The organism is Emticicia sp. (assembly GCF_043780375.1).
Classification (GTDB): domain Bacteria; phylum Bacteroidota; class Bacteroidia; order Cytophagales; family Spirosomataceae; genus Emticicia.
In genome coordinates, this window is the sequence record NZ_JAYWCU010000255.1 from 1 (window position 1) to 14,806 (window position 14,806).

Below are 14,806 nucleotides of genomic sequence, written 5' to 3' on the forward strand. Positions count from 1 at the left end.
CCTTACGATATCAAGAAAGCAAGACAAGAAGAAGATGCACCAAAAGAAAAAACGAAGAAAGAAGTCATTAAAGATGCGTTGTTTGAAAAATTAAGAATTTTACGCAAAAAAATAGCAGATGAACAAAGTATACCTCCATTTGTTGTGTTTTCAGATGCAACGCTTTCGGATATGGCACAAAAACGTCCAATCAATCGTTTCCAAATGATGGCTGTTTCGGGGGTTGGTGAACAAAAATTTAGACAATATGGAGAAGAATTTATTAGCGAAATTTTAGATTTCACAGGCAAAAACCCTGACATTGGAAAGCTAAAAGCTGAAAAAGGTATGACTTTTCTCGAAACTTTCGATTTGTATAAACAAGGACTTTCAATTGATGAAATGGCAGCCAAACGAGTGCTAAATCCTGTTACAATAATCAGTCATTTGGTAAAACTTCACCATGATGGTGAAAATATTGATCTTAAACAATATATTATGACTTATGAATATAACCAAATTATTGCCGCTGCTATGAAAATAAACATTCAAAAAGGCGATGCACTAAAACCCCTTTTTGAATCTCTCGAAGGTGTTTATGATTACGGAAAACTAAGACTTGCTTTAGCAATTTGGGACAAGTAGCACAATTTTGATAATTGTACTACTTGTAGCCTTGTGCTTGTAAATAAAACAATTCGGCATATCGACCTTTTTGCTCTAAAAGTTCTTCATGCGTGCCTATTTCAAGTAATTGTCCTTTGTCTAAAACCAAAATTCGGTCAGCCATTCGTACAGTTGAAAATCTGTGTGAAATAAGTATAGCCGTTTTTCCTTTGGTAAGTTCGGCAAAACGACGAAATACTTCATATTCTGCACGGGCATCAAGGGCGGCGGTTGGTTCATCCAAAATTAATACATCTGCTTCACGCAAATAGGCTCTTGCCAAAGCAACTTTTTGCCATTCCCCACCCGACAATTCAATGCCTTTGGCAAATCTTCGACCCAAAGGCTGTTCATATTTCAAAGGTAATTTTTCAATTACTGTATCTGCCAAACTTTGTTGGGCAGCTCGTTGAAGTTCGCTTGGTTCTTCACGAGAATCAATGTCTCCTACCGCAATATTATCGCCTGCCGTAAATTGGAATTTCTGAAAATCCTGAAAAATTACACCAATATGTTCTCGGAGTTCGGTTAAATTATATGCTTTTAAATCATGTCCATCTAATAAAATTCGTCCTTCATCTGGGTCATATAATCTGGCGAGCAATTTGACAAGGGTTGTTTTTCCCGAACCATTTTCACCAACTAAAGCTAATTTTTCTCCTACTTTTAGCGTAAAATTCAAGTTTCTATTTGACCATTTATCTGAGTTTGGATATTTAAAACCCACATTTTCAAAGCGAAAACCCTCATGAATTGGGTTAGGAAAAGTTTTTGAATGTTTTGGTGAAACAATTTGTGGCTCGATTTGATAAAACTCAAACAAGTCATTTAAATACAAAGCTCCTTGAGAAATACTTGTGAATCGTCCTAAAATACTTTCGAGCAAGGCTTTTAATTGTCGAAATGAGCCAGCCAAAAAAATCAGACTTCCGATAGATACGATACCTTTGACTGTTTCGATAATTATAATGGAATAGGCACTAAAATATCCAAATGTACCAATAGCAACTAAAAGGCTTCCCCAGGATGCTTTTTCGATTGAAAGTTTTTTATTCTCTTTAAAATAACGGTTTGAAAGATTACTAAATCGCTCAATTATAAAATCGGATAGTCCAAAAAGCTTAACTTCTTTGGCGGTTTCATCACTCGCCCCAATGAAGCGATAATAGTCCAATTCGCGACGTTGCGGAGTCCAGCCACGTTGTAAAGAATAACTTTTTGCATTGAAATATAATTCACCAATAAAAGAAGGAACGACCGAAATCAAAAGCAAAACTATTAGCAATGGATTGAAAGTTACGAGTCCGATAAGCAATAACCCCATCGTAATGGCGTCTTGTCCTTGAGCCAAAATCTGAGAAAGTAAAGCAGTTCGACCATTGGTTTGTTGTCTAGCACGCTCAAGTTTATCATAAAAAGTAGCATCCTCAAATTGTGCCAAATCTAACGAAACGGCATGTTTCATTAGCTTAATTGAAGTTCGATTTGCAAACAAATCGCCCAAAAGGCTATCGGTCAAAGCAATTCCACGAGCCAATAAATCGCTAATAATCATTAAACCAAACTCAGCCCCAATCATTAAATAAAGATAATTCAAATCAAGCGATTTGGCAGCACTCAGCATTATCACTTCATCGATAATGAGTTTTCCGATATATAAAATTGAAATCGGTATTGCCGAACGTAGCAGTCGAAGTAAAATATTGCCAATTGTCAAAGAAGGGGAAGTTTGATAGACTTCCTTCAAGAAAGCAGGCAAATTGCCCAATGCTTGTACACGCTCACGGATATTTGGTTTCTTTTCATCAACATTTATAGGTACTCTTGCCATAGATTTTTCGAATGGTATTTATCTTTTTAACAGCGAAAATGATGATTTGAGTTCAGTTACTTGCGATTAGAAGTAATATCATCGCCTTAGGCGTTTCTTTTTATTACAATTTTGATAGTATTTATATTTAGCCCTATCTTGCTTAATCTTTAATTTCGAGTATGGTTAAAAGACATTAATTCTATTCTAAATTCCGGTCAGAAAGTTTATCACCAATGTCTAACTTACTATTACTTTTTACTTGCCTCTTTTTAGGAATTGTTCTCCAACGAATCAATGGATTCCCCAAAGAGGCTCATTTGGTGCTAAATTCCTTTATCATTTATGTCTGTTTGCCTGCTTTAACTTTACTTTACACCAGCGAAATTACCTTTCAATACAATCAGGCTCTGCCAGTTTTGATGCCTTATATTTTGTTTGTATGTTCGTTTTTGTTCTTTAAGTTACTTGCACCTGTTTTTAAATTTGACAAAAGTACAACTGGAGCTTTAACCATAACGGCGGGAATTAGCAGCATTTCGTTTGTTGGCTTTCCGATTTTTGAACTATTGTACGGAAAAGAAGGCTTGAAAATGGGAATCTTGATGAGTCAAGCAGGTTCGTTTGTAGTTTGCGGAACTTTGGGTATAATGACCGCCACCTATTATTCATCTTCTGAGCCTTCAGTAAAAAAAATATTAAAAAACATGTTCACTTTTCCTCCATTTTTGGCGTTTTGTGTAGCAGTTTTATTTAATTTTTTTGACCTGCATTTTTCTGTTTTTGCGAGTGATATTTTACAAAAAATCGGTAGTCCATTTAGTGTTTTAGCATTGGTCTCGGTTGGTTTACAAATAAATTTCAAACGAGAAAGTTTCACTCAAAAACCGTTACTTATCGGTTTATTTTTTAAACTATTCGTAGCTCCGTTGATAATCTTTCTGATTTACCTTATCTTGCTTGACGAAAAAACGTGGTTAGGACAAATGTGCATTGTTGGAGCAGGGCTTGGTTCTATGAATACCGCAACAATTATTGCCATTAATCATCGTTTAAATCCATCTTTGGCAAGTCTAATGGTCGGTATCGGCATACCTTTATCGCTCATTACAACTATGATTTGGTATTATTTTTTAAATTATTAAGTTGCTATATCAGAGATTGTTGATACAAGAAAACTGTCATTACCCAAAAATATTCATCATATATCCTACCCCATATCTACTATCTCGTATTTTTACTTATGAAAAAACTTTTTACTAATCTTACATTTTGGGTACTTACCGCCATTATTTGCGGTATTTTATTGGGTCATTATTATCCCGAATTTGCCTTACAAACACTTTTTGAAAAAGGCTTCAAACAAAACCTACTTATTTCTGATTTTGAAGTAAAAAATACTTTTAGTGAATTTCTAAGCAGTATTTTCATAAGTACCGTCAAGCTCTTCATCAATCCAATTATATTCTTAACCATCACATTGGGAATTATTTCAATGGGTGATTTGAAAAAAGTAGGTAAAGTTGGTGCAAAAGCCTTGATTTATTTTGAAGTCGTTACAACTATTGCCTTGCTCATTGGCGTAATCGTAGCCAATATCATTCGACCAGGCGATGGCGTTGTAACTGACAGCATTAAAGGCGGTGATATTTCAAAATACACAAAAAATGCGATGGAATTTAGTTGGATGAAATTCTTTTGGGACAATGCAACGCTCCAAGTTTTAGTGCTCGCCATTGTTTTGGGCGTTGTATTGAGCAATTATTCTGGCAGACAAAAAATAGTAGATTTTCTTGCACCAATTTCTAAAAAAGTATTTTGGGCTTTGCATAAAGTCATGCTTTTTGCACCAATCGGAGCTTTTGGCGGAATGGCTTTCACAATTGCAAAATATGGCATTAAAACCCTCCTACCTCTTGCCAAATTGATGGGAACAGTATATGTTACAATGGCGATTTTTGTATTTGTGGTACTCCATTTTATTCTAAAATATTATAAAATCAGCCTTTGGAGTTTCTTGAAGTTTATTCGTGAAGAATTGCTCATCGTACTCGGAACTTCCTCATCAGAAGCAGCCTTGCCCTCATTAATGGAAAAATTGGAGAAAATGGGATGTTCAAAATCAGTAGTTGGGTTGGTTGTTCCTGCAGGCTACTCTTTCAACCTCGACGGCACTACAATTTATCTGTCAATGGCGGTTATTTTCTTGGCTCAAGTTTTCAATGTGCATCTTGATTTGCAACAAATGCTCACAATTATTGGCATTTTAATGGTAACTTCCAAAGGTGCGGCAGGCGTTACGGGTAGTGGATTTATCGTTTTGGCGAGTACACTTACAGCTCTAAAAGTCATCCCTGTTGAAGGTTTAACACTACTTTTGGGTGTCGATAGATTTATGTCCGAAGCAAGAGCAATTACTAATTTTATTGGAAATGGCGTAGCAACTATTTGGATTTCAAATAACGAAAATGAATTTGACCGTGCCAAAATGCAAGCCGCATTCGCTCATGTGGCTGATTATGAAGACATAATTAAGGATAATATAAAAAACAAATAATTGATTCAAAATCAATTCCATTTTCAAAAAAAGTAAAAATTTTATTACTCTAAAAACTTTCAGTCTTACCTTCGTAGCATTAAACTAAACTCTATTCGAAAAATGAGTAAACAAAATCTAAAAGAAGAAGCCCTTCACTATCATGCGAAAGGTCGTCCAGGTAAAATTGAGGTTGTTCCAACTAAAGAATATGCTACACAAAAAGATTTATCTTTAGCTTATTCTCCTGGAGTAGCCGACCCATGTATGGCAATTTTTGAAAACCCAGAAGATGTCTATAAATATACTGCCAAAGGCAATCTCGTTGCGGTAATTTCCAATGGAACTGCCGTATTGGGCTTGGGCGATATTGGCCCTGCAGCAGGAAAACCTGTGATGGAAGGCAAAGGTCTTTTATTCAAAATTTATGCAGATATTGATGTCTTTGATATTGAACTCAATACCAAAGATGTAGAAGAGTTTATTCGTACAGTTAAGATTCTTGAGCCAACTTTTGGAGGCATTAATTTGGAAGATATTTCGGCACCCGAATGTTTTGAGATTGAAGAAAGACTAAAGGCCGAGATGAATATTCCGGTCATGCACGACGACCAGCACGGAACGGCAATCATTTCGTCGGCAGCTCTGCTAAACGCCCTTGAGTTAGTAGAAAAAGATATTTCACAAGTAAAAATAATTATCAATGGTGCTGGTGCTTCGGCAATTTCTTGTACCCGACTTTACAATTCGTTGGGTGCTGATAAAAAGAATATTTTCATGTTCGACAGCAAAGGTTTGATTCACCCAAATCGCACCAATCTTGATGGAAAGAAAATAGAATTTGCGAACGATACTATGCCCGCCGAAACTACATTGGCAGATGCTTTGGTTGGAGCTGATGTGTTCGTTGGGCTTTCAAAAGGTAATGTTTTGAAGCAAGATATGGTAAAATCAATGGCAAAAGATTGTATCGTTTTTGCGATGGCAAATCCGACTCCAGAGATTTCCTATGAAGAAGCCATCGAAGCCCGAAAAGATATTATAATGGCAACGGGACGTTCGGATTATCCAAATCAAGTTAATAATGTACTTGGTTTTCCTTATATTTTCAGAGGTGCTTTAGATGTTCGTTCAAAAGTTATCAACGAAGAAATGAAGCTGGCTGCCGTGCATGCATTAGCCGATTTAGCCAAAAAACCAGTTCCCGATAGCGTGAATTTAGCTTATGGCGAAACAAATCTTACTTTTGGAAGAACTTATATCATCCCAAAACCAGTTGACCCTCGTTTATTGACTACCGTTGCACCAGCAGTTGCAAAAGCCGCAATGGATAGTGGCGTAGCAAAGTTTCCGATTCAAGATTGGGAGGCTTATGACACGCAATTATCGAAGCGGTTGGGCTTAGATAATTCACTCAAAAAAGTAATTACCAACAAAGCTAAGTTAAACCCAAAACGTGTAGTTTTTGCCGATGCCGAAAATCTGACTGTTTTGAAAGCAGCTCAAGAAGTGCAAGATGAAAAAATTGCAACACCAATTTTACTCGGAAACGTTTCGAAAATCAATAAATTATTAGAAGAAAATTTCATTGATTTACCTAATGCCGAAATCATAGATTCTCGCTCACCTGAGCAAGAAGAGCGTTTAGCAAAATTTGGAGCAATTTTCTACGAAAAACGTAAACGTAAAGGATACAATCATTTTGAAGCAACTCAATTGATGCGAAATCGCAATTATTTTGGGGCAATGATGGTTGAAACTGGCGAAGCCGATGCGATGATTGGCGGCATGACAAGAAATTATCCAGAAACAATTCGTCCTGCATTACAAATCATTGGTCGTCAGGAAGGTGTGAAAAAGGTTTCAGGAATGTATATCTTGATGAGCCGTTTTGGTCCACTTTTCTTAGCAGATACAACTGTTAATTTTAACCCAACGGTTGAAGAAATTGTAGAAATTACGGAATTAGCCGCCAAAGAAGTCGAAAAATTTAATATCAAACCAAGAATAGCTTTATTAACTTATTCAAACTTTGGTAGTGCCGACGGCGAAGATGCCATTAAAATGCAAAAAGCCGTAGCAATTTTGAAGGACAAACACCCCAATATGGTTATTGACGGTGAAATGCAAGCTCACTTACCTTTCGATATTGAATTATTAAAAGAAAACCATCCATTCAGTGATTTGGTTAATGGTAGAGCCAATACCTTGATTTTCCCGAATCTCTCAGCGTCAAATATTGCCTATAATATTGTTAAAGAAATTGCTAATATTGATAAAATAGGCCCTATTTTATTAGGTGTAAAAAAACCAGTTCACGTTTTACAACTTGGAAGTACCGTTCGTGAAATCGTAGATATGGTTGCCATTGCAGTTGTAGAAGCACAATTCAAGTAATATTTAAAACACAAACACTATCAAGACTTACAGGATTAAAAGAATCCTGTAAGTCTTTTTTATGGGAAAAATCGTCCAGTTAACACCACTTTATATTTCAATCATTTACTGATAAACATTTGCATTATATGAAAATATTAACATATATTTGTATTGTAAATTAATAATAATATGGTAACAGCAATAAATATAAAACTTAACAAAGAGAAATTTGAAAAAGCAGCTTATATTCTAAAAGCGGTTGCCCACCCTACTCGTTTGGCGATTATTCAATTATTAGAGCAAGAAGATGGCTTATCAGTCAATGAAATTTGTGAGGCCTTAGAGTGTGAACAATCCTTGATTTCACACCACCTGATAAACATGAAATTGCGTGGAATTTTGCAATCACATAAAGATGGTCTGAATATGTATTATTCAATAAAAGAATACGAGGTTACTAAAATATTAGCCTGTATCGAAAACTGTGATTGTAACATGTAATTTTTTAAGCACTAATATGAATAAATTATCATATATCAATATTACTATATAGACTAAATAGGGTATCAAACAAATAAGTTCTTTTACAGTATTATTTGTCTCTAATTTTTTGAATAAAAAAAACAATAACTATTTAATTATCAAGCACTTAATACTTCTTTAACTTACAAATACATAATGGAAATTCTTGGTTTTTTTGGGGCTTTTTTGATGGGCTTAACTCTTGGACTTATTGGCGGAGGTGGCTCTATTCTTACTGTTCCTATTTTGGTATATTTATTTTCGATTGATGCTATTTTAGCAACTGCATACTCACTTTTTATTGTTGGACTTACAAGCCTTATCGGTTCTTTTAGCCATGTATCACAGGGAAATATTCATTGGCGAACTGCCCTGATTTTCGGAATTCCATCAATAATCAGTGTTTATCTAACTCGTCTATATTTCGTCCCTATTATTCCTACTTATATTTTTAAAATCGGAGATTTCGTAATGACAAAACCTCTTATGATACTCCTATTTTTTGCAATACTGATGGTTTTTGCTTCATATACTATGATTAAAGAAAGTAAAATAAGCAAAGAAAAATCAATTGGTGAAATTAAATACAATTATCTACTCATTTTGATTGAAGGTTTGGTAGTTGGCACAATTACAGGTTTGGTTGGTGCAGGTGGTGGATTTTTGATTATTCCTGCATTGGTTTTATTCGCAAAACTACCTATGAAACAAGCCGTTGGCACTTCTTTAATCATTATTGCTATGAAATCACTCATTGGTTTTACAGGGGATTTGAAAGGACAAACACACATAGATTGGCAATTTCTAAGCTATTTTTCAGCTGTAGCAATTATCGGAATTCTAATTGGCAGCTTACTTTCAAAGAATGTGGAGGATGAAAAATTGAAGCCCGCTTTTGGTTATTTCGTTTTAATTATGGGTATTTATATCATCACTAAAGAAATTTTTTTTCAACATACTTAAAAATTATTGTTAATTATTCGCAAAAAATTATAACTCATAATGATAGTAGAACAAATTTATACAGGATGTTTGGCTCAAGGAGCGTATTACATCGAATCGGAGGGTGAAGTTGCCATCATTGACCCACTTCGTGAGGTTCATTCTTACCATAATAAAGCAATAAAAAACAACTCAAAAGTAAAGTACATTTTTGAAACCCATTTTCACGCAGACTTCGTATCTGGGCATGTAGAATTGTCGCAAAAAACAGGTGCACAAATTGTTTATGGCCCAAATGCAAATCCATCTTTTGATTGTATTATTGCTCAAGATGGACAAGTTTTTGAGATTGGCAAAATCAAAATAAAAGTGCTTCATACACCAGGGCATACTATGGAATCTTCTTGCTATTTATTGATTGATGAAAATGGCAAAGAAAATTGTATTTTCACAGGTGATACTCTTTTTATTGGCGATGTTGGCCGTCCAGATTTGGCTCAAAAATCAAACCTCACCATTCATGATTTAGCAGGGTTTCTTTATACTTCACTGCACGAAAAAATCATGATTTTGCCTAATGATTTGATTGTTTATCCTGCTCATGGTGCTGGTTCAGCTTGCGGAAAAAATATGAGTAAAGAAACTTGGGACACCTTGGGACATCAAAAACAAGTCAATTATGCTTTACAACCACAATCAAAAGAACAATTTATTGATGCAGTAACTAATGGTTTGACACCGCCGCCATATTATTTTCCTAAAAATGTTATGCTCAACAAAACTGGAGCAAAGTCAGTCGAAAATATAAAGATAAGTGTTCAAGCTCTTTCGGCTGATGCTTTTGAAATGGCGGTAAATGAACTCGGTGCAGTTATGATTGATACCCGTGATGCTCATGTTTTCAAGGATGGTTTTGTACCAAACTCAATAAATATTGGCATTAAAGGCGATTTTGCACCGTGGATTGGCACACTTTTGACAGACATTGAGCAACCAATTTTGTTTGTAGCTGATGTAGAAAATATTGATGAAGTAATTACTCGTTTATCGAGAGTTGGCTATGATAATATCATCGGTTACTTGAATGGTGGTATAGCTGCATGGTTAAAATCTGGCAAAGAAATTGACACAATTGAATCAATTTCGGCAGAAACTTTTGCAATTAAATATGTAGATTCGGATGGAAAATTAATTGTAAAAGACGTAAGAAAAGAAAGCGAATACAGAGCCGAACACGTTGAAGAAGCTGAATGTGTATCTTTGGCGTTTTTGAGCAATAATATGGCAGCTTTCTCGAAAGACGAACAAAATTACATTTATTGTGCGGGTGGTTATCGCTCAATGATTGCGTCATCAATCTTAAAATCTCGTGGATTTGATAATGTTGTTGATATAACAGGTGGATTTGCGGCTATTGCAAAAACCGATGTTCCACGCTCAAATTTTGTGTGTCAATCAAAATTAAAAGTTTAAGATATGGCTTAAATGGTAGTTTCATTCGTGTATATTACCATATTATTTCTCAGATTTTTTTACAAAAACATCATTCACCTAATTATTTTATTGGGTAAAACTTTTAAACAAAATTCAAACAAAATATGATAGAACTCATCAAACAACCTTGGCATTGGGCAATTGCGGGCATCATGATTGGCTTGACAGTGCCTACGTTGCTAATACTCGGCAACAAAACCTTTGGTATTTCGTCCTCTTTACGACATATTTGTGCTGCTTGTATTCCTGCCAACCTCTCTTATTTCAAGTACGATTGGAAAAGAGAAGCATGGAATTTATTCTTTGTTTTTGGTGTACTTCTTGGCGGAGTAATAGCCTCACAATTTCTGTCAAATCCGAATGAAATTGTGATTAGTGAAAACACAATAAGCGACCTAAAAGCACTGGGCATAACAAGTTTTTCGGATTTAATGCCTGCTGATATTTTTAGCGTAGAGAATATATTTACGGCAAAAGGCTTGTTTTTCTTTGTTTTTGGTGGCCTTTTAGTTGGTTTTGGTACTCGTTATGCAGGAGGTTGTACTTCTGGTCACGCCATCATGGGATTATCTAATCTTCAACTTCCATCATTAATTGCTACAATTAGTTTTATGGTTGGCGGATTTATTATGACCCACCTATTTATGCCTTTCATCTTTAAATTATTTTAAATCATGGCAACTTTAGAAAAAAATATAGTAGAAGAATTCCCTTGTGAAGCTCCAAATAGTCTAGTTCAAAAAGAGAGTTTTACGAGCAATATTAAATACATGGTGGTCGGAATTATATTCGGAATCGTTTTCGTTAAGGCTGAAATCATTTCTTGGTTCAGAATTCAAGAAATGTTTCGCCTACAATCATTCCACATGTATGGCGTTATTGGCACGGCAGTAGTTGTAGGCTTGATTTCTGTTCAAATAATTAAACGCTTCAAAGTAAAAACTTTAAGTGGTGAGCTGATTCAAATTCCAAATAAAACTTTCAACAAAGGTCAAATTTACGGCGGATTAATTTTTGGTTTAGGCTGGGCAATCACTGGGGCTTGCCCTGGTCCGTTATTTGCCCAAATCGGTAGTGGATTTTTAGTTGTAGGCGTTACATTCGCAAGTGCCATTGCTGGTACATGGCTTTATGGTGCGTTGAGAGATAAATTGCCGCACTAATTTTATGGTCGTGCCTTGTTTCTCTGGTGAAAAAATTAAAAAAAACATTTCAATGCAATTAAAATGAATGAAAACCCTAAACAATTTCAAAGAAGAAATTTCCTAAAAAATACGTTACTTTCAGGGTTCGGTGTCATTGCTGGTTCACCAGAAGTACATGAAGGTATTTTTACTGAAACTCAAACAAGTAAAAATCCAACAATTACAATTTTAATAACTTCCGATATTCATGCCCAAATTCATACCCATGATGAGTTTTTTTGGGAAAATGACAAAGCAGTTTACCGAAAAAGAGGTGGCATGGCAGTCTTAAAAACAATGATTGACCACTACAAAAAGCAAAATCCTGAAAATACAATTGTATATGATGGAGGAGATTTTTTTCATGGGCATGCCGTGGCAACATTGACCGAAGGCGAAGCACTCATTCCGATTTTCAATCATTTGGGTTATGACTTAATGTTGCCAGGAAATTGGGAAGTAGTTTACAAAAAAAAGAAAATGCTCTATGATATTGGGCATACCAATGCCGCCAAGATTTGTGCAAATATGTGGCACAAAACCACCGACGAAAACAACGGAGAATTGGTTTACCCCCCTTATTGGATAAAATATTTAAATGGTTTGAAAATTGGCTTCATTGGCTACACCGACCACCTGATTCCGAAGCGTCAATCGCCTGCATATAGTGAAGGTTTGAGTTTTGACCATCCCGAAAAAAACGTTGCCAAATATATCAAATATTTAAAAGAAGTTGAGGGCTGCGAAATTGTTTTGGTAATGACTCATATTGGGTTGGCACAGCAAGTTGGTTTAGCAAATAATCCTGCTATTCAAGGCGTAGATTTTATTATTGGAGCCGATACACACGAAAGATTACGTAAACCAATTACAGGAAAATATACAAAAGTAGTAGAATGTGGTGCTTTTGGATCTTTTTTGGGGAAATTAGACTTGATAATTGAAGACGGGAAACTCAAAGATTTTAAGTATCAACTCATGGAAGTTGCACCCGAGAAATTTAAAGCAGATAAAACTATGCAAGATTTGGTAGCAAAAGCTTTTTCTCCATTCAAATCAGAAATGCAAAAAGTTATTGGTATGAGTAAAATGCCCTTGACAAGGTATTTTGTAATGGAAACGCCAATGGATAATGTGATTACAAATGCAATTATGTGGAAATTCAAACCTGATATTGCTCTTTCCAATGGTTTTCGCTTTTGTCAGCCATTATCATCAATTGACCCAAAAACAGGTTTGATACCAATTACAAAAGAGTTTTTGTGGAATATGTTGCCTGTAAATAGCGAAGCAAAAACAGGAATGGTTACTGGTAAACAAATTTGGGAATGGCTCGAAAAAGAATTGCAAAATGCCTTTGCCACAGACCCATCGAAGCGTTTTGGAGGTTGGTTTGTACGTTTCGCAGGAATGGAAGTAAATTTTACGATAGGGAATGAATTGGGCAAACGCCTAAATTGGGTAAAAATAACAGGTAAGTCACTTGATTTACAGCGAGAATATAGCATTGTTGCTTGCGAAAGAGAAGGCGACCCCGATGATACGCTTTGCAGAATAGAAAAAGTAAAAAATCCTACCAAACTTTCGTTAAATTTGCATGAAGTAATAGAAGAGTATTTAAAAATTCACTCACCAATCGAACCAAAACTCGAACAACGTGCCACAGCGACTGATGAGCCAAATACCCTTTTGACGCAATTACGTGGCTATGATTATGAATTCATGTAAACACTAACCCATGAAAAATTTAGAAAAAAAACAGTACTTTAATCTTGAAACCTCATTAAAACTCATCATTTGGTTGCTTGGTATTTCTGTTTTCTTGGTGCTTTTACTAATTGTGCAATATACTGGAATTTTCAATTTTAAAGGAAAAAAAGTAGTTGAGGATGTCAAAACAAAACCTTATAAAAAAGAAAAAACAGTTTGGAAACTCATCAGCATGGATGCAGTTGTGCATGAAAAAGACCCAAATTTAGTTAAATATGGACGAGAGTTAATTGCTAATACTGCTTATTATTTAGGCCCAAACGGCAAAGTTTCGCAGCAAACCAATGGTATGAACTGCCAAAACTGCCATTTAGAGGCTGGCTCAAAAGTTTGGGGAAATAATTACGGAGCTGTTGCTGCCACTTATCCAAAATTTAGAGAGCGTTCGGGTTCAAAAGAAAGCATAATTAAGCGAATAAATGACTGCATTGAACGAAGCCTAAATGGAAAAAATTTAGATAGTAGTAGTCGAGAAATGCGAGCTATTGTTAGTTATATTAAGTTTGTAGGGCAATGTGTACCAAAAGACTCGATTCCCGAAGGGACAGGAATTTGGAAATTAAAATTTATGAATCGTGCCGCTGACCCAGCCAAAGGACAAATTACTTATGAACAAAAATGCGTTAGTTGCCATGGACAAAATGGTGAAGGGGTAAAAAATCCTGATAGAATTACTTATACTTATCCACCTCTTTGGGGGCAACATTCTTATAATGTAGGGGCTGGTTTATTTCGTTTATCAAGGTTGGCAGGCTACATCAAAACCAATATGCCTTTTGGTGCAACATACGAAACCCCGCAGTTATCTGACGAAGAAGCATGGGATATTGCAGCTTATGTTAATTCTCGCCCTCGTCCGACAAAAGATTTAAGCAAAGATTGGCCAAAAATTTCTGGAAAACCTGTTGATCATCCTTTTGGGCCCTATGCTGATGCGTTTTCTGAGGAACAACACAAGTTTGGTCCTTTCAAACCTATAGACGATTTCAAAAAAGCAGCAAAGAAAAAGAAGGATTTAGAAGAAAAAATTCAAAAAAGTAAATAGCCCATAATTCCATAAAGATATTTTTCAAATTTAATTATAAACCAAATAAACAATGAAAATATTACTTGTATTAATCGCTTTATTATCAAGCACTTATACCTTTTCACAAACGACTGACAATGGCGAAAAGCACAAAATAGTTTTTCAGTTTGTCTCTGGCGATACACTCTCACAACATAGTTTAGTCAATAACCTTAAAAATCTTCGTGAAGCTTGGCCAAAGGCCGAAGTAGAGGTGGTTTTTCATGGAAATGGAATTTTTATGGTAATGACTGAAAAAACCAAATATGCGAAAGAATTGCAAGATTTTGCCGAACAAAAAGCTATTAAATTGGTAGTTTGTGAAAACACTATGAAACAAAAAAAAATTATTAAAGCCCAACTTTTATCTTTTGTTAGCACTGTTCCAATGGCAATTGCCGAAATCGTTGTAAAACAAGAGCAAGGCTGGAGTTATTTGAAAGCTGGTTTATAATTGA

At 35.4% G+C, this 14,806-nt stretch carries 13 protein-coding genes; 12 read left to right on the top strand and 1 reads right to left on the bottom strand.

Going from position 1 to position 14,806, the window contains the following annotated elements:
* A partial coding sequence (locus ACH2CJ_RS19020) for a helix-turn-helix domain-containing protein (protein ID WP_394995357.1) occupies window positions 1-624 on the top strand: 624 nt, incomplete at its 5' end.
* Window positions 625-643: 19 nt separating this feature from the next.
* Here the strand turns inward: ACH2CJ_RS19020 and ACH2CJ_RS19025 are convergent.
* The gene (locus tag ACH2CJ_RS19025) at window positions 644-2,476 is read right to left on the bottom strand and encodes an ABC transporter ATP-binding protein (RefSeq protein WP_394995360.1); all 1,833 of its coding nucleotides are present in this window, start codon (window positions 2,474-2,476) and stop codon (window positions 644-646) included.
* A 215-nt stretch (window positions 2,477-2,691) separates the two neighbouring features.
* On the opposite strand from ACH2CJ_RS19025, the gene ACH2CJ_RS19030 reads away from it, so the two are divergent.
* The 11 genes from ACH2CJ_RS19030 to ACH2CJ_RS19080 all read left to right on the top strand — a co-directional run bounded on the left by ACH2CJ_RS19030 (window position 2,692) and on the right by ACH2CJ_RS19080 (window position 14,802).
* Complete coding sequence (locus tag ACH2CJ_RS19030) at window positions 2,692-3,600, top strand: AEC family transporter (RefSeq protein WP_394995363.1); 909 nt, start codon at window positions 2,692-2,694, stop codon at window positions 3,598-3,600.
* A 98-nt stretch (window positions 3,601-3,698) separates the two neighbouring features.
* Window positions 3,699-5,012, top strand: a complete 1,314-nt coding sequence (locus ACH2CJ_RS19035) for a cation:dicarboxylate symporter family transporter (protein WP_394995365.1) — start codon at window positions 3,699-3,701, stop codon at window positions 5,010-5,012.
* Window positions 5,013-5,114: 102 nt separating this feature from the next.
* The gene (locus tag ACH2CJ_RS19040; RefSeq protein WP_394995367.1) at window positions 5,115-7,388 is read left to right on the top strand and encodes an NADP-dependent malic enzyme; all 2,274 of its coding nucleotides are present in this window, start codon (window positions 5,115-5,117) and stop codon (window positions 7,386-7,388) included.
* A 171-nt stretch (window positions 7,389-7,559) separates the two neighbouring features.
* Window positions 7,560-7,871: an ArsR/SmtB family transcription factor gene (locus ACH2CJ_RS19045; RefSeq protein WP_394995369.1), complete on the top strand. Its 312-nt coding sequence runs from the start codon at window positions 7,560-7,562 to the stop codon at window positions 7,869-7,871.
* Window positions 7,872-8,048: 177 nt separating this feature from the next.
* Window positions 8,049-8,855: a sulfite exporter TauE/SafE family protein gene (locus tag ACH2CJ_RS19050; protein ID WP_394995371.1), complete on the top strand. Its 807-nt coding sequence runs from the start codon at window positions 8,049-8,051 to the stop codon at window positions 8,853-8,855.
* A gap of 39 nt (window positions 8,856-8,894) precedes the next feature.
* Entirely contained in the window at window positions 8,895-10,307 is a 1,413-nt protein-coding gene (locus ACH2CJ_RS19055; protein ID WP_394995373.1) for a rhodanese-like domain-containing protein, read from the top strand.
* Window positions 10,308-10,432: 125 nt separating this feature from the next.
* Entirely contained in the window at window positions 10,433-10,999 is a 567-nt protein-coding gene (locus ACH2CJ_RS19060) for a YeeE/YedE family protein (RefSeq protein WP_394995376.1), read from the top strand.
* A 3-nt stretch (window positions 11,000-11,002) separates the two neighbouring features.
* Window positions 11,003-11,491 (top strand): DUF6691 family protein, encoded by a 489-nt coding sequence (locus ACH2CJ_RS19065; protein ID WP_394995379.1) that lies wholly within the window; start codon window positions 11,003-11,005, stop codon window positions 11,489-11,491.
* Window positions 11,492-11,554: 63 nt separating this feature from the next.
* Entirely contained in the window at window positions 11,555-13,240 is a 1,686-nt protein-coding gene (locus ACH2CJ_RS19070) for a bifunctional metallophosphatase/5'-nucleotidase (protein WP_394995381.1), read from the top strand.
* 10 nt (window positions 13,241-13,250) lie between these two features.
* A complete protein-coding gene (locus ACH2CJ_RS19075) occupies window positions 13,251-14,327 on the top strand; it encodes a c-type cytochrome (RefSeq protein WP_394995383.1) in 1,077 nt (358 codons plus the stop codon).
* Window positions 14,328-14,379: 52 nt separating this feature from the next.
* Window positions 14,380-14,802, top strand: a complete 423-nt coding sequence (locus tag ACH2CJ_RS19080) for a DsrE family protein (protein WP_394995388.1) — start codon at window positions 14,380-14,382, stop codon at window positions 14,800-14,802.
* The last annotated feature ends 4 nt before the right edge of the window (window positions 14,803-14,806 follow it).